Raw genomic sequence first — 16,609 nt, 5'->3', positions numbered from 1 at the left:
GGGTGGCTACGACCACCGGGGCAGCCGGCACAGCGGGGGCCGGAGGCTGCTCGGCGGGCGCGGCCGCGGCGGGAGGCTGCTCGGCGACAGGCTGCTCTGCCGGCACGGCGGCGGCGGGAGGCTGCTCGGCGACCGGCTGCTCGGCCGGCGCGGCGGCGGCCGAGTGCTGCTCGACGCCAGGCTGGGCGGCGGCCGGCGTGGGGGCCTCGGCCGCGGGCGGCCAGGGCTCGCCGCCGGGCGCGCGCGGCAGGCCGCGGCGCACGGATCCGGGGTGCTGACCGATCGCCATCGCCGCTACTTCCGTGCCTTGAGCGCCTGCACCAGCTGCGGCACGATCGTGAACAGGTCGCCCACGACGCCGAGGTCGGCGATCTCGAAGATGGGCGCGTTGGCGTCCTTGTCGATCGCGATGATCGTCTTCGCCGTCTGCATGCCCGCGCGGTGCTGGATCGCACCCGAGATGCCGATCGCGACGTAGAGGTCGGGCGAGACCGAGGTGCCGGTCTGGCCGACCTGCAGCGACTGATCGACGTAGCCGGCGTCGACCGCGGCGCGCGAGGCGCCGATCGCCGCGCCGAGGGCATCGGCGAGCTCCTCGACGAGCGCGAACTGCTCCTTCGAGCCCAGCCCGCGACCGCCCGAGACGATCTTCTTCGCCGAGCGCAGATCGGGCCGCTCGGATGCCTGCACCACCGACTCGAAGCCCTCCACCGAGGCGGTGGGCCTGCCGGATGCCGCGACCTCCAGCGCGCTCACCTCCGGCGTCGCGGCCTCGGCGCGGTGGTCGATGGCGCCGAGGCGCAGCGTCACGATGAGCGGGCCGTAGGTCGCGGCCGAGGTCACCTCGTAGCCGCCGCCGTACACGGAGTGCTGCGCCACGATGCCCTCCTCGTCTCGCTCCACCGCGACGGCATCGACCGCGAGCGGGGCCCGCAGGCGCGCGGCCAGGCGACCCGCCGCATCCGACCCCTCGATCGAGTGGGGCACCAGCACCGCGGCGGGCGCCTCCTGCGCGACGGCCGCGGCGAGGGCGTCGGCCACCGGGGCGCCGAGCTGCGCGGGATCGACCGCGGCGGTGAGCACGCGCGCGGCGCCGAGCGACGCGGCGGCCTCGGCGAGCTGCGGCAGCGCGTCGGCGGCGCCGACCACCACCGCGACGGGCGTGCCGAGCTGGGCCGCGGCGCCGAGCGCCTCGGCGGCGCCGTCGGCGAGGGCCGGCGCTGCGTCGGCGGCTGCCGGCGCTGCGAGCAGCAGGGTCAGGATGGGCTCGTTGCTGGTCATCTCGGTGCTCCTCAGGCCAGTCGCCGGTCGGCGAGGAAGGCGGCGATCCGCTCCCCCGCGGTGCCGTCGTCAGTGATGATCTCGCCCGCCTCGCGTGCGGGGCGCTGCGTGGCGGCGACCATGATCGATCGCGCAGAGGCGGTCTCGTCGAGCGCGACGCCGAGCCCCTCGAGCTCGGCGCTCAGGTCGTCGAGCGCGACCACCTCGAGCGGCTTCTTCTTCGCGCCCATGATGCCCTTGAGCGCCGGGAAGCGCGGATCGGGCATGCGCTCCGTGACGGAGACCACCGCCGGCAGTGCCGCGGTGACCGTCATCGTGCCGCCATCCGTCTCGCGGGTGCCCCGCACCGCATCCGCCGTGATCTCGATCGTCTCGAGCCGGGTCGCCGCGGGCAGCTCGAGCAGCTCGGCGAGCATCGACGGCATGACGCCGCCGCTGCCGTCGGTCGAGCCGTTGCCGGCCACGATCAGGTCGGCGCCCGCGCGGCGCAGCGCGGCGGCGAGCACCTCGGCGGTGCGCACCAGATCGGCGCCCGCGAGCCGCTCGTCGGCGATGTGCACTGCCGATGCGGCACCCATCGCGAGCGCCTTGCGCAGCGTCGACTGCGAGTCGGCGGGCGCCATCGTCATCGCGACCACCTCGACCTCGCCGGCGCCGGACTTCGCCGACTCCTCGGCGTGCCGGATGACCGCCTCGAGCGCGCGCTCGGTGATCTCATCGAGCACGGTCTCGCTCGCGGCGCGGTCGGCGAGGCCGGTCTCGAGGCTGAGCACCCGGTCGCCGTAGGTGTCGGGGACGGGCTTGACGAGCACGACGATCTTCATCGGCGGGCTCCCTTCTGCGTGAGCGGAGCGGTGTGCATGAGTGCGGGCGCTACGGTGATTCCGTATGAGGAGGATGCCATGAGCGCGAGGCGAGAGTCGCTCGACCCGATCGCCGAGGGGCGTCGCCAGTGGCTCGAGCACGGCTGGGCGGATGCGGCGCCGGGCATGACGCTCGTGACCTCCGTCAACCGCGCGCAGCAGCTGCTGGAGGCGCGGGTCGAGTCGGTGCTGCGGCCCTTCGCGCTGTCGTTCGCGCGCTTCGAGGTGCTGCGGCTGCTGGCGTTCACCCGCGAGGGGCGCATGCCGATGCGGTCGGCGGTGCGGCGCCTGCAGGTGCATCCGACGAGCGTGACGAGCACCGTCGACAGGCTCGTGCGCGCCGAGCTGGTCACGCGCGAGCCGCACCCGACCGACGGCCGCGCGACGGTGCTGGCGATCACGGATGCGGGGCGCGAGCTGGTCGAGCGGGCCACGGCCGCGCTCAACGACGAGGCGTTCACTGCCACCGGCCTCGAGGACGACGAGCTGGCAGAGCTGGTGCGCATCATCGCGCTGCTGCGGAAGCGCTCGGGCGACTTCGAGGATCCGCGGCCGGTGGCGGAGCCGCTGTAGCGCGCTGCGCGCTGATCGAGTAGCGCGACGCAGTCGTGCGTATCGAGATCTGCGCCGGGCGTCGTCTCGATACGCCCCTGCGGGGCTACTCGACGAGCGCTAGCGGTGGCGGAACGTGGGCTCGCGCTTCTCACGGAAGGCCGCCATCCCCTCTTTCTGATCGGCGGTGTCGAACAGCGCCGTGAACTGCTCGGCCTCGAGCGCGACGCCGGCCTCCAGGCCGGTCTCCAGCGCGCCGTCGAGGGCGGCCTTCGCCGCCACCAGCGCCGGCAGCGACTTGCCCGCGATCGCGGTCGCGAGCTGCTCGGCCTCGGTCAGCAGCTCGGCAGCCGGGACGACGCGCGAGACGATGCCCAGGGCATCCGCCTCGGCAGCGTCGATGCGCCGGCCGGTGAGCACGAGCTCCGCGGCCTTCGGGTAGCCGACGATGCGCAGGATGCGCTGCGTGCCGCCGATGCCGGGGATGACACCGAGGCCGATCTCGGGGAAGCCGAACTTGGCGGTGTCGCTCGCGAGGATCACGTCGCACATGAGCGCCAGTTCGAAGCCGCCGCCGAGCGCATAGCCCGAGACCACCGCGATCACCGGCTTCTTGATGCGCGCGAACTCCATCCAGGGCCCGAAGTGGTTCGCCTCGCGCATCTCGGCGGTCGACTTCGACGCCATCTCCTTGATGTCGGCGCCGGCGGCGAAGGCCTTCTCGCTGCCGGTCACCACGATCGCGCCGATCGCGTCGTCGGCATCGAGCGAGGTCGCGGCGTCGACCAGCTCGTGCATGAGCTGCGCGTTGAGGGCGTTGAGCGCCTCGGGGCGGTCGAGGGTGATCCAGGCGACGCGGCCCCGCCGCTCGACGCGGATGGTCTCGTAGTCGGTCATGGTTCCTCCTCGACGTTGCGCGGTGCGTGCACCCTCAGGCTAGATGTGGTCGGGCTGCGGCTGCTGCGCGCGGTTGGTGCCGTGCGCCGCGGCGGGCTGGCCCGGCAGCGGCAGCTCGAGGTCGCCGCCGGGCACCGGCGCGAAGCATGCCTCCACCATGGCAGGCGTGACGCCCGCAAGCGAGGAGGGCGTCCATTTGGGCTGCCTATCCTTGTCGATCAGCTGCGCCCGGATGCCCTCGCTGAAGTCGGCCGCGAGCGAGGTGTGCCGCGAGACGCGGTACTCCTGCGCCAGCGCCTCCTCGAGCGAGCGCAGGCCGCGAGCGCGGCGCAGCGCAGCGAGCGTCACTGCGACCGCGAAGGGTGAGCGGCGCTCGATCGTCTCAGCGATCGCCGCACCCTCATCGCCGGCCGCACGCAGCCGCTCGAGGATCGCCCGCGGGTCGTCGCCCGCGAAGGCCGCGTCGATCATCGGTCTCGCCGCCACCAGCGTGCCGGCGGGCGCGGCGGCCGAGAGCTGCTCGATCGCGGCATCCGGATGCGTCGTCTCCAGCAGCCGCACGAGCTCGGCCAGGCGGTCGGCCGGCACGTAGCTGTCGGCGAGCCCGAGCGCGATGGCGTCGGCGGCGCCGAAGTGGTCGCCCGTCAGGGCCGCGCGCGTGCCGAGCTCGCCGCGCCGGCGGGTCAGCAGCCAGGTCGCGCCGACGTCGGGCACGAAGCCGATCGTCACCTCGGGGAAGCCGATGCGCGTGGAGTCAGTGACCACGCGGTGGCTCGCGTGCCCGGAGATGCCGACGCCGCCGCCGAGCACGATGCCGTGCTGCAGCGCCACGACCGGCTTCGGGAAGCGCGTGATCTGGGCGTTCAGCGCGTACTCGTCGCGCCAGAAGCGGGCGGCGCCCTGCCCGCGGGTGGACTGCACGTCGGCGTGCAGGGTGACGACATCGCCGCCGGCGCACAGCGCGTGCTGCCACCCCTGCTCGGCCTCGCGATCCTTCCCCGCTCCCATGATGAGCACGCGCTCGACCGCATCGTCTGCGGCGAACGCGCGCAGCGCATCCGCCATCTCCGTCACCATCTGGTGCGTCAGTGCGTTGAGGGCCTCCGGCCGGTCGAGCGTGAGCACGCCCAGCGCGCCGCGGATCTCGGTGGTGATGTTCGTCATGGCTCCTGCGTCTCTGCCGCTCTGTGGCGCTACTGCTCTGTGCTTCTACCGCGCTACCGCTCGCCGAGCACCGCGCGCCCGACGATCATGCGCATCATCTCGTTCGATCCTTCCAGGATGCGGTGCACACGCAGGTCGCGCACCACCCGCTCGATGCCGTACTCGTGCAGGTAGCCGTAGCCGCCGTGCAGCTGCAGCGCCTGGTCGGCGACGCGGAAGCCGGCGTCGGTCGCGAAACGCTTCGCCATCGCGCAGGCGACGGGGGCGTCGGGCGCCTTCGCGTCGAGCTTGGCGGCGGCGCGCTCGAGCAGCGCGCGGGCGGCCTGCAGCTCGGTCTCCATGTCGGCGAGCTCGAACTGCACGTGCTGGCGGGTGGCGAGCGGCTGGCCGAAGGTGGCGCGCTCCTTGACGTAGGCGACGGTGCGCTCGAGGGCGAACTGCGCGCCGCCGATCGAGGCGGCGGCGATGCCGAGGCGGCCGCCGTTGAGGCCGCGCATGGCGATGCCGAAGCCCTCGCCCTCCTCGCCGAGCCGGTCGCTCGCCGGCACCCGCACGCCGTCGAGCACGACCGCGCGGGTGGGCTGCGCGTGCCAGCCCATCTTCTGCTCCTCGGCGCCGAAGGAGAGACCGGGGGCGGATGCGGGCACGACGAAGGCGGTCATGCCTCGCGATCCGCGCTGGGCCGGGTCGACGCCGCCATCATCGGTCAGCCCCGTGCGGGCCATCACGACGTAGACGGCGGACGTGCCTGCGCCGGAGATGAACTGCTTCGTGCCGGTGAGCACGTAGTCGTCGCCGTCGCGCACGGCCGTGGTGGCGACGGCCGCGGCGTCGGAGCCGGCGCCGGGCTCGGTGAGGCAGTAGCTGGCGAGCTCGCTCATGTCGGTCAGCTGCGGCAGCCAGCGCCGGCGCTGCTCGTCGGTGCCCTCGGCGTCGATCATGCCGACGACCATGTTGTGGATGGAGATGTAGGTGGCGACCGCGATGTCGCCGCGCGCGAGCTCCTCGTAGATGGCGATCGCGTCGAGCCGGCTGAGGCCGGAGCCGCCGACATCCTCGCGCACGCAGATGGCGCCCAGGCCCAGCTGCCCGGCCTCGCAGAGCGTCTCGACCGGGAACTCGTGGTCGGCGTCGCGCTGGTTCGCGAAGGGGGCGAGGCGGGCGTCGGCGAAGTCGCGCACCGCCTCGACGAGCGCCGCGCGCTCCTCGGCGCTCGTCTCGCTCAGACCCTGGCTCGGCTGACTCGCACCGGCCTCGGCCTGGCCCGCTTCGCTGCGGTTCATCTCCGTACGGCTCGGCATCGTCATGGTCAAGCGCTCGACCCCTTCGTCGCATCGTCGCCCGGATGGATCGCACCCGCAGCGGCGAACAGTTGGCATCCTCGCAGTTGCATGGACATCCACATATCTACCATGATGGGACCGCGGCTCGCCACCCGCGGGCCGATTCCCACCCGAGCGCGCTGTCTTCGACCGGAGCGAGGGAATCTCAACGTGTCCTGTGGCCGCTCGATGGAATAGTTGCGCCGAGCGAGCACCTGACACGTTGAGATCCACAGGGCGAGGCGGGGCGGCGGATGCGCGAGGTACCGTCGGGCGTCGAGGGCGAACGGCACGAGGCAACACGGCACGAGGCACGACGGCACGACCGCACGAGGCAATGGAGCACAGATGGACATGAACGGGCAGGTGGCACTTGTCACCGGCGGCGCATCGGGGCTGGGCCTGGCGACCACCGAGGCGCTGCTGGCGCTGGGCGCACGGGTGGTCGTCGTCGACCTGGGAGGCCCGAATCCGACCAGCGCAGCGGCGGCCGACGCCGTCGCCGAGCGCGAGGGCGTCACCTTCGTGGCGGCCGACGTGCGGGACGAGGCGCAGGTCGCCGCGGCGCTCGACGCCGCCGAGGCGGTCGGCGCGCTGCGCCTGGTGGTGAACTGCGCCGGGGTCGCCGACGCGGCGAAGGTGGTGGGCCGCTCCGGCCCCTTCGCGCTCGACACCTTCCAGCGCGTCGTCGACATCAACCTGGTCGGCACCTTCAACGTCATCCGGCTCGCCGCCGAGCGCATGGCGAAGCTCGAGCCGCTCGGCGAGGAGCGCGGCGTGATCGTCTCCACCGCATCCGTGGCCGCCTTCGACGGCCAGATCGGGCAGGCCGCCTACTCGGCGTCGAAGGCCGCGGTCGTCGGCATGGTGCTGCCGATCGCGCGCGAGCTCGCCGCCAGCCAGATCCGCGTCAACGCGATCGCACCCGGGCTGTTCGCCACCCCCATGCTCGCGGCGCTGCCGCAGGAGGCGCGCGACTCGCTCGGCGCCCAGGTGCCGCACCCCGCCCGCTTGGGCGACCCATCCGAATTCGCACTGCTGGTGACGCAGATCGTCGCCAACCCCATGCTCAACGGCGAGACCATCCGGCTCGACGGTGCCATCCGCATGCAAGCCCGATAGGAGATCGAGATGCGTTCCACCTTCTACGACGAGGACCACGAGGCGTTCCGCGAGTCCGTCCGCGAGTTCACCGCCCGCAACATCGCGCCGAACCTGGCGACGTGGGAGGCCGAGGGCCTCACCGACCCCGACCTCTACCGCCAGATGGGCGAGGCCGGCATGGTCGGGCTCGCGATCCCCGAGCAGTACGGCGGCATGGGGATCGACGACTACCGCTTCCGCATGATCATCAGCGAGGAGCTCTCGAAGGTCGGCGCCGCCTCCGTCAACGCCACCTTCGGCGTGCACGACGACATCGTGCTGTCGTACCTGATCGACCTCGGCACGCCCGAGCAGCTCGCGACGTGGCTGCCGCCGATGGCCGCCGGCACCTCGATCGGCGCGATCGGCATGACCGAGCCCGACGCCGGCAGCGACCTGCAGGGCATCCGCACGAACGCGGTGCGCTCGGGCGACGGATGGGTGCTCAACGGCTCGAAGACGTTCATCACCAACGGCTTCCACGCCGACAAGGTGCTCGTCTTCGCGCGCACCGACCCGGAGGCCGGGTCACGCGGCTTCACGCTCTTCCTGGTCGAGAACGGGATGGAGGGCTTCGAGCGCGGCCGCAAGCTCGACAAGCTCGGCCTGCACTCGCAGGACACCGCGGAGCTGTTCTTCCGCGACGTGCAGGTGCCCGACGCGAACGTGGTCGGCGAGGTCGGCATGGGCCTCATCTCCATGATGGAGCGGCTGCCGCGCGAGCGGCTGTCGATCGCCGGCGGCGCGCTCTCGTCGGCCGAGGCGGCCTACACCTGGGGCCGCGACTACGTCTTCCAGCGCAAGGCCTTCGGCGGCCTGGTCGGCGACCTGCCGACGGTGCGCTTCACGCTCGCCGAGCTCGAGACCGAGCTCGACGTCACGCGCGCGTACATCGAGCGCAGCATCCTGGCGCTCAACGAGGGGCACCTGACGACGGCGGATGCGTCGAAGGCGAAGTGGTGGGCGACCGAGCTCGAGCAGCGCGTGATCACGAAGAGCCTGCAGCTGCACGGCGGCTACGGCTTCATGGAGGAGTACCCGATCGCGCGCGCCTTCCGGGACTCGCGCGTGCAGACCATCTACGGCGGCACGACCGAGATCATGAAGGAGATCATCGCCCGCGACATCGCGAAGCGCGCGAAGAAGTAGGCGCGCTCCACCGCGGCAGCGGTGGCCTCAGGCGGCGGATGCGGTGCTCGCGTCCGCCGCTTCGGCGTCCGTGGCGTCGGTGGTCGCTGGCCGCATCGCGTGCGCCATCCACCACCAGGTGAACACGCTCACGGCGATCGGCACGATGAGCGCCAGCAATTGCCCGACCGCGATCCAGGGGCCGAGGACGCCCAGCAGCACGCCCGGGTCGGCGAACTGCTCGAGCACGCCCGCACCGCCCTCGAGCAGCCACTCCTGCGCCTCCGCCTGATCCATCGTGCCGGGGTCGACGCCGCCCGGGCCGAAGTCGCCGGGGTCGAAGTCAGCGCCGTCGCCGAAGGGGAGGCCGCCGAAGAACGGCAGCGTCAGCGAGCCGAAGCCCGACAGCAGCACGGTCGCCGCGACGGCGATGCCGAAGCCCGCCCAGGTGACGCCGACGGGGCGGCGCAGCCCCGGGTGGCGCAGCATGCGCGTGCTGATCCACAGCCCGAGCAGCGCGATCACGATGCCGGCCGGGATGCCGATCGCGATGACGATGCCCCACGGGCTGCCGAGCCAGGCGAGCGTCTGGCCCCAGACGTCTGCGGTCGCGCTGGTGCCGTCCTGCGCGAGGGCGAAGCCGATGCCGTAGACGACGGCGCCCACGATCACCGGCAACAGCAGGAAGATGGCGGCCAGCTGCGTGATGCCGAGCCCGAGCCAGGTGATGCCGCCGCCGATGCCGCCGGCGAGCCGGGCGCGGTGGGCGGCGGCCTTGGTGAGCTTCGGGCGCGGGGGCCGCGGCGTGCCGGCGTCGTAGACCGGCGGCACATACGGCTGCTGCTGCGTGTAGGGCTGCGGGTAGGGCTGCTGCTGCATGCCCGGATCCTGCGCGTACGGCCGCGGCTGGAAGGCAGGGTCCTGCGCGAACGGCTGCGGCGGCACGCCGGCGTAGCCGGGCGCGGGATTGTGCACCGGCTGGCCCGGCTGCTGGGCGTAGGGGTTCGGGTTGGGGACCGTCATGGCCTCCACGCTAGAGCGCTCGACCGCACGACACCCGGGGGTTTCCCTCCGGATCCGGGTCGCTCAACCCGCCAGAGCGCCCGCGCGCCGTCAGGCCGCGGCGACTCCGGGCTCGGCCAGCGCGCGCTCGATGTCCGCGCGGATGTCCGCGGGCGCCTTCGCGGAGGCGTAGCGCTCGAGCACGGTGCCGTCGCGGCCGATCAGGAACTTCGTGAAGTTCCACTTGATGGCGCCGCCGATCATGCCCTTCTTCTCGTTCTTCAGCCACTGGTAGATCGGGTGCGTGTCGGGGCCGTTGACGTCGATCTTGGCCGCGAGCGGGAAGCTGACGCCGAAGTTGCGCTCGCACACCTCGGCGATCTGCTCGGAGGATCCGGGCTCCTGGCCGCCGAACTGGTTCGACGGGAAGCCGAGCACCACGAGCCCCTGCGGCTCGAGTTCCTGCCAGAGCTGCTCGAGGGCCGGGAACTGGCTGGCGAAACCGCACTCGGTGGCAGTGTTCACCACCAGCACCACCTTGCCGTCGGTCGCGGCGAGATCGAGCTCGCCGCCCGTGAGTGCGTCTGCCTGGAAGTCGCTGAGCGTCGTCATGCCTCCATGCTGTCAGTGCTTGCTATCCGTCTGCCGAGCCACGCGCATCCGTCAGCTTGGGTCAGGACAGCCGTCACGAGTGGGTCGGCCCCGGCGGCTCGAGCCCCTCGAAGGGCGCGATGCCGTCGCGATAGGCCTGCTCGTCGGCGGCCGCGATGACGGTGCCGCCGACCATGATCGCCAGCAGCCGCTCGGGCTCGGCGGCGGATGCGTCGGGCGCAGCCGGGCGGTCGCGGTCCTGCAGGATGATGCTCACCCACATGGTGCCGTCGTGGGCGTCGCCCGCCCACTGCCACATCTGCGCGGGATCGAGCGAGCCGAACTGCTCGACGACCGCGGCGTCTCGCTCGGCGGCGGTCTCGTGCGCGTAGGTCTCGCGGTCGAACTCCCACTCGATGGGGCCGTAGCCGTGCTCGGCGAGCTCGGCGTCGAGCACGGCGACCAGCGCCGGCCAGTCGCCGAGCGCCTCGTGCGTCAGCAGCTCGGCGGAGTTGAGCGTGCGGTGCATGGTCGGGCCGCCGTAGCCGTTGCCGTCGTGCTCGTGGACGCCGCCGTCGCGCCCGCGCTGCCACGCGCTGCCGGCGCGGTGCGCATCGACCGCGCCCTGCAGGTCTGCCAGCAGCTGCTCGCCGACCGCCTCGACCTGCTCGGCGCGCGGCGCCGCCAGCACCTCGGCCGGATCCTTGTCGTCATCGGCCGGGTAGTCGGCCCAGTCGAGCGTCACCTGCTGTCCGGCGGCGTCGGTGACCGTGCTGGTCGGCGAGGCCGGGCTGAGCAGCGCGCAGCCGGTCATGACGGCGGCGACCAGCCCGATCGCCGCGAGCGAGAAGAGCGCGGCGGGTGCTGAACGGCGGGTGCTCATGCTCCGACACTGGCAGGCAGGGGCGAGCGGCGGGCCCGTTCGGCCCCGGAATCATCCGCTGGTCGGACGCCCCTCGTGCCCGGACGCATCCGCGACGTGCGTCGGTGCGGCACCCGACGCATCCGCCGTGCCTCGATCGAGTCCGCGGCCGACCCAGACCGCGACGGCCGAGGCGGCGATGCCGATCGCGGCCACCAGCAGCAGCCAGCGGAAGTCGACGACGACCATCAGTGCGGTCGTGGCGGCGAGGAAGAGCATCTGCGGCACGTTGATCGAGACGTTCATGGCCGCCGAGGTGCGGCCCTGCAGTCGGCGCGGCACCAGGCGCATGCGCAGGGTCGACAGGCCCACGACCACCCACGGCACGCCGAAGCCGATCGGCCATTGCACGAGGGCGATGCCGGCCCAGCGCATCCACTCCTCCGGCAGCGGCCACTGCACGATCGCCCAGGCGGCGAACGAGCCGACCGCCACGAGCGTCATGCCCCAGGCGAAGAGCGCGCGCTCCCTCAGCCGGCGCAGCAGCATCGCCGAGAGCAGACCGCCCGCGAGCGCCGCGACGCCCTGGATGGCCTGCGCCGGGCCGAGCGCGGCGGGGCCGGCCTGCAGCCCGTGCTCGATGAGCGGGAAGATCGTGGCGTTCAGGATGCCGGTGAGGCCGAAGCCCACCGCGGCCGCGATCGTCAGCAGCCGCAGCAGCGGGTCGCGCAGCAGCTCGCGGAAGCCGGCGGAGACCTCGTGCCAGTAGCTCTCGCCCTCGCCGCGCGGCTCGGGCGCCGACTCGTCGATGCGCACCGTCACCAGCATGAGCGCCATCACCAGGTAGCCGGAGACGCTGACGGCGACGACCGACCAGGGGCCGGCGAGCACGTAGAGGCCGGCGCCGAGCGGCGGGCTGACGATGCGCATGCCGTTGTCGATCGAGGTGAAGATGCCGTTGGCCGCGCCGATCTCCTCGTCCGGCAGCAGGTCGCGCAGCAGCCCCGCCTGCGCCGCGCTCGTCAGGTAGGCCGAGAGGCCGTAGCCGAAGGTGACGGCGTAGATGAGCCACACCTGCTCGGGCCCCTGCACGAGCAGCAGGGTGACGATGACGGATGCGGTGGCCAGGTTGGTCACGATCAGCAGCGGCCGCCGGTGCACGCGGTCGGCGAGCTGGCCCGCCCAGGGCGCCAGCAGCGCCGGCAGGCCGAGGAAGAGGAACACGAGCGCGCCCGCGGCGTCGGAGCCGGTGAGCTCGCGCACCCAGATGGCGAGCACCAGGTACAGGGCGCTGTCGCCCAGGTTGGTGGCGAACCAGCCGACCATGAGGCGGCGGTAGGCGGGCCGCCGCATGGGCGAGGGCGGCTTCGCCTTCGGGTGCTGGGCGGATGCGGTGGTGGTTTCGGGCATGAGTCATCGACTCCTCGTCGAGAGGATGAACGGGGAAGGCGTTACGCCTCGGGGGACTCCTCGCCGGCGGCAGGCGTCGCGGGCAGGTCGAAGTCGGGGTTCAGGGTGGCGAACAGGTGCGCCTTGCGGCTGCCGGGCGGGCGGTTCGCCGGGTCCTTGCGGCCGCGGAAGCGGTCGACGATGTGGTGGACGTCCTCGGCGAGCTGCGCGAGCTCAGCCGGGGTCGCCCAGACCGTCGCGGAGTTGACGGTGATGCCGGGCAGCCACTCCTCATTGCCCAGTCCGTGCCGGGTGAGGAAGTCGACCATCCGGTTGGCCTCGTGCTGCACGTACATCGAGGCGATCGAGGCGGAGGTGCGCATCGACTCGGGGTTGCCGGCCTCCGGCCGCAGGTCGCGACTGCTGTGGGCGGACTTCCAGGGCTTCGAGGTGCCCTGCGCCTCGGCGCGCTCGATGAAGCCGGCCTTCGCGAGCTGGCGCAGGTGGAAGGAGCAGTTGGACGGGCTCTCGCCGACCTTCTCGGCGAGCTGGGTGGCGGTGGCCTCGCCCAGCTCGTCGAGCAGGGCGAGGATCTCGACCCGCAGCGGGTGCGCGAGCGCCCGCAGCAGCGCCGGGTCGCCGGTGCGCAGTCCGCGGCCGCCCGCGTCCTCGAAGACTTCGGTGCCCGTCTGCTGCTCGGCGCCCTGCGCCCCTCGCTCTGCGGCCATGCTCAGATCAAACCACGCTGCAGGCTGAGCTCTGCGCGCACGCGGTCGTAGTAGCGCTGCGAGTCGTCGCGCTCGAGGCGCGTGCGGTTGCGGCGCTCTTCGACGGCGGCGTCGACCGCAGCGATGCTGCGTGCGATGCGGCTGGTGCGTCCCATGGGATGCCTCCTCGGTCGGGGCCGACGGTTTCTTGGTGTGCCGACATCCGAAAGACTACTTTCAAAGCGTCCGCTTCGCAAGGGTTCTTTCAAAAGAACTGCTTCGGCGTGTCGCGGCGCGTGCGACTCGTCTTGCTTCATGCTTGACTTATATAAGTGGCAGTGCAAGCATTGCCGCATGCACGCGCTCGATGTCCTCGGCGATCCGGTGCGGCGACGCATCCTCGAGCTGCTCACCGATGGCGAGGCGAGCTCCGGCGCCATCGCGACCGTGATCGGCGACGAGTTCGGCATCAGCCAGCCCGCCGTCAGCCAGCACCTGCGGGTGCTGCGCGAGCAGGGCTTCGCGACCGTGCGCCCGGAGGGGCAGCGGCGGCTCTACGCCGTCGACCCGTCGGGACCGCGCGAGGCGCGCGAGTGGCTGAGCGCCTTCGACGGGTTCTGGATGCCGAAGCTGGCCGCCCTCGACACCGAGCTCGCGCGCGGCCGCCGGCAGCGGCGCCTGCAGGCGGCGACCGATGCGGCGCGCGAGGCGGCCAAGCGCAAGCGGGCGGCGGAGTCGACCGACGCATCCGGGGTGTCCGAGCCGCCCGACGACAAGCAGAGCAAGGGCCGCACCGATGACGGCACCGACGACGAGAAGAGCAAGGAGTAGACGATGGTGGATGTGCTGGGACAGCTGGGCGCCGTGTCGCGCGGCGTGCGCAGCGAGGTGGTCGACGGCGAGCCCTCGAGCGTGCAGACGCTCGAGCAGACCTACCCCTCGCCGATCGCCGACGTGTGGGAGGCGGTGACCACGCGCGAGCGGATCGCGCGCTGGTTCATGCCGGTGTCGGGCGAGCTCGAACTCGGCGGCAGATACCAGCTGGAGGGCAACGCCGGCGGCACCGTGCTCGAATGCGAGCCGCCAGCCGGCGAGACCGCGCACTACCGCGTGACATGGGAGTTCGGCGGCGGTGTGACGTGGCTGACGGTGCGGCTCGAGGCCGCCGGCGAGGGCACGCGGCTCGAGCTCGAGCACGTCGCGCGCGATGCGGATGTGCCGGCCGAGATGAGTGAGATGTTCGGGCCTGGCGCGACCGGCGTCGGCTGGGATGGCGGGCTGCTGGGCCTCGCGCTGCACCTGGCAGGGCAGGCCGGCGCCGGCTTGAAGCCCGAGGAGCTCGAGGCCTGGGCCGCGAGCGACGAGGGCCGGGCCTTCTACCGGGGCGCGGCGGATGCGTGGGGCGCGGCCTCGGTCGCCAACGGCACCGAGGCGACCGCCGCTGCGCGGCAGGCCGATGCGACCTTCGGCTTCTACACGGGCACGGGCACGGGCGGCGAAGGCGACGAGGGCTGAGCCGCACCGGCCCGCGGGGCGAGATGAGGGGCGAGCCGGCTGCGTGCCGACTCGCCCCTCGTCCGTCGATCGATGCGGCTCAGATGAGCCGTGTCATGCCGCGGACCTCGTTGCGCAGGTCCTCCTGGTGCTCCATGATCCGCTGGGCCTCCGTGCTCAGCGTGTGGCGCTGCTGCCACGTCTGTCGCTGGTCGGCCTGACGGCTGGTGCGCTTGGCGCGTGCCATGGTGTTGCCTCTTCCGGTGCTCGTCCGGCCACGGCTCTCGTCGCCGGCTTCGAAGCATCCGGCGAAGCCGCCTCACCTCGGCCGGCCCATCTCGAACGCTTCGCGTTCATCCCACACCCGGCCACCCACACGCCGCCGCGCCCCCTCGCATCGGCGTGACGCGGCAGGGCTACTCGGCGTCGATCGGCGAGATCGGGTTGTCGACGAGCGCTGCCGCGTGCACGGGCGCGCCCTGCGCGGCCATCGCATTGCCCGCGGCGCTGCCCTGGGCGGTCGAGTTGATGATCGCCTGCAGGTCGATGCCGGTGGCGTCCTTCATCATCTGCGTCATCGAGGCCATGTTGCCCACCATGTCGCTCGTGAGCTTGCCGGTGCCGTCGGCCGAGACGACCGTGATGTTCGACGACGCGTAGGCCTTGCCGAAGGCGTCGGCCACCGCGGGCAGCACCGCGAGCAGCTCCTGCGCGAGCACCACCTGCGCGTTCTCGGTGAGCGCCTTCGCGCGCGCCTCGATCGCCTGCCCCTCGGCGAGACCGCGGGCGCCGATCGACTCGGCCTCGGCGCGTCCCTTGGCGGCGGTGGCGACGGCCTCCGCCTCGCCCTCCGCCTTCGCCGCGTCAGCGGCCGCGATGCGGGCCGTGCGCTCGGCCGCACCGCGCGCCTCGGTGACCGCCGCATCCGCGTTGCCCTCCGCCTTCGCCGCCTCGGCGCGTGCCTCGCGGGACCTGCGCTCGGCATTGGCCTCGATCTCCTTGGCCTTGGCCTGCGCTTCTGCCGTGACCCCGATGCGGTAGGCCTCCGCATCCGCCACCTTGCGCACCTCGGCGTTGAGCTCCTGCTCACGCAGCTCTGCCTGGCGCTGCGCGGTGATCTCCTCCTGCGCGACGATCGCCTGGCGCTGCACGGCGTCCTCGAGCGGCTTCGCGGCAGCGGCCTGGGCGATCGCCTTGTCGGTCTCGGCGGTGACGGCGGCCTGCTGCAGCTGCAGCACGCGGTTGGCCTCGAGGATCTGCTTCTTCGCCTCGATCGAGGCCTGCTCGGCGGCCTTCTGCGCCTCGGTGTTGGCGATCGCGGCGGCGCGCTGCACGGCGGCCGACTCGGGCACGCCGAGGTTGACGAGGTAGTTCGAGGTGTCGTTGATCTCCTGGATCTGCAGGGTGTCGACCACCAGGCCCTGCTTCGACAGCGCATCCTCGGCCGCCTGCAGCACGGCGGCCGCGAGCGCCTGCCGGTCGTGGATGATCTCGAGCACCGTCAGCTGGCCGATGATGCCGCGCAGCGAGCCCGAGAGCACCTCCTGCGTCGACGACTCGATCTCCTCCTGCTGCGAGAGGAAGCGCTGGGCGGCGTTGCGGATCGACTCCTCGGTGCCGCCGACCTTGATGACCGCGACGGCCTGCGCGTGGATGGTGATGCCGTCCTTGGCCTGCGCGGTGGTGTTGAACAGCAGCCGGCGCGAGCGCAGCGACATCTTGAAGCTCTTCTGCACGAACGGCATGACGAAGACGCCGCCGCCGGTGACGACCTTCTGGCCAGAGAGGTCCTGGGTCGTGTGACCCTCGGCGTCGATGGTCTTCTTGCCCTTGCTGCCGGTGACGATGATCGCCTCGTCGGGCTCGGCGATGCGGTAGCGGCGGATGGCGCCCATGACGATCAGGACGATGAGCACCACCCCGATGACGATGGGCAGGAAGAGCGGAAGGGCGAGGAAGTCGAGCAAGGCGGGCTCCTGTGTGCGAGGGGGTGTGCTCTCAATCTACGGGGTGGATGCTGCGGGTCGCGCCGGGCGCGGCGGCTCATGTCAAGCGGGCTGACATGTGGAGAGAACGTGGTAAAGAATGGCGCTCCTGACATACCTGTGGGCGCGTTGAGCGTGCCGTGACGGCCGCACGCCGTTCCCTGCCTAGTTTCTGAACTGTCAAAGGTACGGAAACGAGTGGTCAGGAGAACGGCGTGCGTGATGTCAG

Annotated in this window: 18 protein-coding genes and 1 pseudogene; 5 read left to right on the top strand and 14 right to left on the bottom strand. The window is 72.3% G+C overall.

The window, feature by feature from the left end:
• From J1M46_RS12760 to J1M46_RS12750, 3 genes and pseudogenes are all read right to left on the bottom strand, one after another.
• Positions 1 to 289 (bottom strand): annotated as a pseudogene (locus tag J1M46_RS12760) (hypothetical protein); the annotation flags it as partial.
• Between the two features lie 5 nt (positions 290 to 294).
• Positions 295 to 1,281 carry an electron transfer flavoprotein subunit alpha/FixB family protein gene (locus tag J1M46_RS12755; RefSeq protein WP_206448146.1) on the bottom strand — a complete coding sequence of 329 codons (987 nt, stop codon included), beginning with the start codon at positions 1,279 to 1,281 and terminating at the stop codon, positions 295 to 297.
• 11 nt (positions 1,282 to 1,292) lie between these two features.
• Positions 1,293 to 2,105 (bottom strand): electron transfer flavoprotein subunit beta/FixA family protein, encoded by an 813-nt coding sequence (locus tag J1M46_RS12750; protein WP_206448145.1) that lies wholly within the window; start codon positions 2,103 to 2,105, stop codon positions 1,293 to 1,295.
• Between the two features lie 78 nt (positions 2,106 to 2,183).
• On the opposite strand from J1M46_RS12750, the gene J1M46_RS12745 reads away from it, so the two are divergent.
• Positions 2,184 to 2,717 carry a MarR family winged helix-turn-helix transcriptional regulator gene (locus tag J1M46_RS12745; RefSeq protein WP_206448144.1) on the top strand — a complete coding sequence of 178 codons (534 nt, stop codon included), beginning with the start codon at positions 2,184 to 2,186 and terminating at the stop codon, positions 2,715 to 2,717.
• A gap of 99 nt (positions 2,718 to 2,816) precedes the next feature.
• Here the strand turns inward: J1M46_RS12745 and J1M46_RS12740 are convergent, their stop codons facing one another.
• From J1M46_RS12740 to J1M46_RS12730, 3 genes are read right to left on the bottom strand one after another with little or no spacing between them, the layout of a single operon-like run.
• Positions 2,817 to 3,593 (bottom strand): enoyl-CoA hydratase-related protein, encoded by a 777-nt coding sequence (locus tag J1M46_RS12740; protein ID WP_206448143.1) that lies wholly within the window; start codon positions 3,591 to 3,593, stop codon positions 2,817 to 2,819.
• A gap of 39 nt (positions 3,594 to 3,632) precedes the next feature.
• Positions 3,633 to 4,757: a 3-hydroxyisobutyryl-CoA hydrolase gene (locus tag J1M46_RS12735; protein WP_206448142.1), complete on the bottom strand. Its 1,125-nt coding sequence runs from the start codon at positions 4,755 to 4,757 to the stop codon at positions 3,633 to 3,635.
• Between the two features lie 53 nt (positions 4,758 to 4,810).
• Positions 4,811 to 6,040: an acyl-CoA dehydrogenase family protein gene (locus tag J1M46_RS12730; protein WP_206448141.1), complete on the bottom strand. Its 1,230-nt coding sequence runs from the start codon at positions 6,038 to 6,040 to the stop codon at positions 4,811 to 4,813.
• Between the two features lie 387 nt (positions 6,041 to 6,427).
• Between J1M46_RS12730 and J1M46_RS12725 the strand changes: the two genes are divergently transcribed.
• On the top strand, positions 6,428 to 7,201 hold the full coding sequence (locus J1M46_RS12725) for an SDR family NAD(P)-dependent oxidoreductase (protein WP_206448140.1): 774 nt from the start codon (positions 6,428 to 6,430) through the stop codon (positions 7,199 to 7,201).
• A gap of 9 nt (positions 7,202 to 7,210) precedes the next feature.
• Positions 7,211 to 8,371, top strand: a complete 1,161-nt coding sequence (locus tag J1M46_RS12720; RefSeq protein WP_206448139.1) for an acyl-CoA dehydrogenase family protein — start codon at positions 7,211 to 7,213, stop codon at positions 8,369 to 8,371.
• A 27-nt stretch (positions 8,372 to 8,398) separates the two neighbouring features.
• Here J1M46_RS12720 and J1M46_RS12715 read toward each other — a convergent pair whose 3' ends face one another.
• From J1M46_RS12715 to J1M46_RS12690, 6 genes are all read right to left on the bottom strand, one after another.
• On the bottom strand, positions 8,399 to 9,373 hold the full coding sequence (locus J1M46_RS12715) for a hypothetical protein (protein WP_206448138.1): 975 nt from the start codon (positions 9,371 to 9,373) through the stop codon (positions 8,399 to 8,401).
• 90 nt (positions 9,374 to 9,463) lie between these two features.
• Positions 9,464 to 9,964 carry a glutathione peroxidase gene (locus tag J1M46_RS12710; RefSeq protein WP_206448137.1) on the bottom strand — a complete coding sequence of 167 codons (501 nt, stop codon included), beginning with the start codon at positions 9,962 to 9,964 and terminating at the stop codon, positions 9,464 to 9,466.
• Between the two features lie 73 nt (positions 9,965 to 10,037).
• Complete coding sequence (locus tag J1M46_RS12705; RefSeq protein ID WP_206448136.1) at positions 10,038 to 10,826, bottom strand: hypothetical protein; 789 nt, start codon at positions 10,824 to 10,826, stop codon at positions 10,038 to 10,040.
• 51 nt (positions 10,827 to 10,877) lie between these two features.
• Complete coding sequence (locus J1M46_RS12700; RefSeq protein WP_206448135.1) at positions 10,878 to 12,215, bottom strand: MFS transporter; 1,338 nt, start codon at positions 12,213 to 12,215, stop codon at positions 10,878 to 10,880.
• Positions 12,216 to 12,256: 41 nt separating this feature from the next.
• Entirely contained in the window at positions 12,257 to 12,922 is a 666-nt protein-coding gene (locus tag J1M46_RS12695) for an ArsR/SmtB family transcription factor (RefSeq protein WP_206448134.1), read from the bottom strand.
• A gap of 2 nt (positions 12,923 to 12,924) precedes the next feature.
• Positions 12,925 to 13,077: a hypothetical protein gene (locus J1M46_RS12690; protein ID WP_206448133.1), complete on the bottom strand. Its 153-nt coding sequence runs from the start codon at positions 13,075 to 13,077 to the stop codon at positions 12,925 to 12,927.
• Between the two features lie 178 nt (positions 13,078 to 13,255).
• Between J1M46_RS12690 and J1M46_RS12685 the strand changes: the two genes are divergently transcribed.
• Together J1M46_RS12685 and J1M46_RS12680 are read left to right on the top strand one after the other, a co-directional pair.
• A complete protein-coding gene (locus J1M46_RS12685) occupies positions 13,256 to 13,732 on the top strand; it encodes an ArsR/SmtB family transcription factor (protein ID WP_206448132.1) in 477 nt (158 codons plus the stop codon).
• 3 nt (positions 13,733 to 13,735) lie between these two features.
• On the top strand, positions 13,736 to 14,416 hold the full coding sequence (locus tag J1M46_RS12680) for an SRPBCC family protein (RefSeq protein ID WP_206448131.1): 681 nt from the start codon (positions 13,736 to 13,738) through the stop codon (positions 14,414 to 14,416).
• A gap of 79 nt (positions 14,417 to 14,495) precedes the next feature.
• On the opposite strand, the gene J1M46_RS12675 is transcribed toward J1M46_RS12680, so the two are convergent.
• Together J1M46_RS12675 and J1M46_RS12670 are read right to left on the bottom strand one after the other, a co-directional pair.
• Positions 14,496 to 14,642 carry a hypothetical protein gene (locus J1M46_RS12675; RefSeq protein WP_206448130.1) on the bottom strand — a complete coding sequence of 49 codons (147 nt, stop codon included), beginning with the start codon at positions 14,640 to 14,642 and terminating at the stop codon, positions 14,496 to 14,498.
• Positions 14,643 to 14,811: 169 nt separating this feature from the next.
• A complete protein-coding gene (locus J1M46_RS12670) occupies positions 14,812 to 16,362 on the bottom strand; it encodes an SPFH domain-containing protein (RefSeq protein WP_206448129.1) in 1,551 nt (516 codons plus the stop codon).
• Positions 16,363 to 16,609: the final 247 nt, after the last annotated feature.

This window comes from Agrococcus sp. KRD186, from assembly GCF_017168255.1.
Classification (GTDB): Bacteria; Actinomycetota; Actinomycetes; order Actinomycetales; family Microbacteriaceae; genus Agrococcus.
The sequence above is the reverse complement of the archived record's forward strand: the minus strand, read 5'-3'. Positions and strand labels throughout refer to the sequence as shown.

Coding starts and splice junctions, on each gene's coding strand:
- J1M46_RS12685 (WP_206448132.1), top strand. CDS start 13,256: ATGCACGCGCTCGATGTCCTCGGCGATCCGGTGCGGCGACGCATCCTC.
- J1M46_RS12740 (WP_206448143.1), bottom strand. CDS start 3,593: ATGACCGACTACGAGACCATCCGCGTCGAGCGGCGGGGCCGCGTCGCC.
- J1M46_RS12720 (WP_206448139.1), top strand. CDS start 7,211: ATGCGTTCCACCTTCTACGACGAGGACCACGAGGCGTTCCGCGAGTCC.
- J1M46_RS12695 (WP_206448134.1), bottom strand. CDS start 12,922: ATGGCCGCAGAGCGAGGGGCGCAGGGCGCCGAGCAGCAGACGGGCACC.
- J1M46_RS12755 (WP_206448146.1), bottom strand. CDS start 1,281: ATGACCAGCAACGAGCCCATCCTGACCCTGCTGCTCGCAGCGCCGGCA.
- J1M46_RS12705 (WP_206448136.1), bottom strand. CDS start 10,826: ATGAGCACCCGCCGTTCAGCACCCGCCGCGCTCTTCTCGCTCGCGGCG.
- J1M46_RS12675 (WP_206448130.1), bottom strand. CDS start 14,642: ATGGCACGCGCCAAGCGCACCAGCCGTCAGGCCGACCAGCGACAGACG.
- J1M46_RS12715 (WP_206448138.1), bottom strand. CDS start 9,373: ATGACGGTCCCCAACCCGAACCCCTACGCCCAGCAGCCGGGCCAGCCG.
- J1M46_RS12745 (WP_206448144.1), top strand. CDS start 2,184: ATGAGCGCGAGGCGAGAGTCGCTCGACCCGATCGCCGAGGGGCGTCGC.
- J1M46_RS12680 (WP_206448131.1), top strand. CDS start 13,736: ATGGTGGATGTGCTGGGACAGCTGGGCGCCGTGTCGCGCGGCGTGCGC.
- J1M46_RS12735 (WP_206448142.1), bottom strand. CDS start 4,757: ATGACGAACATCACCACCGAGATCCGCGGCGCGCTGGGCGTGCTCACG.
- J1M46_RS12730 (WP_206448141.1), bottom strand. CDS start 6,040: ATGAACCGCAGCGAAGCGGGCCAGGCCGAGGCCGGTGCGAGTCAGCCG.
- J1M46_RS12750 (WP_206448145.1), bottom strand. CDS start 2,105: ATGAAGATCGTCGTGCTCGTCAAGCCCGTCCCCGACACCTACGGCGAC.
- J1M46_RS12725 (WP_206448140.1), top strand. CDS start 6,428: ATGGACATGAACGGGCAGGTGGCACTTGTCACCGGCGGCGCATCGGGG.
- J1M46_RS12690 (WP_206448133.1), bottom strand. CDS start 13,077: ATGGGACGCACCAGCCGCATCGCACGCAGCATCGCTGCGGTCGACGCC.
- J1M46_RS12710 (WP_206448137.1), bottom strand. CDS start 9,964: ATGACGACGCTCAGCGACTTCCAGGCAGACGCACTCACGGGCGGCGAG.
- J1M46_RS12700 (WP_206448135.1), bottom strand. CDS start 12,215: ATGCCCGAAACCACCACCGCATCCGCCCAGCACCCGAAGGCGAAGCCG.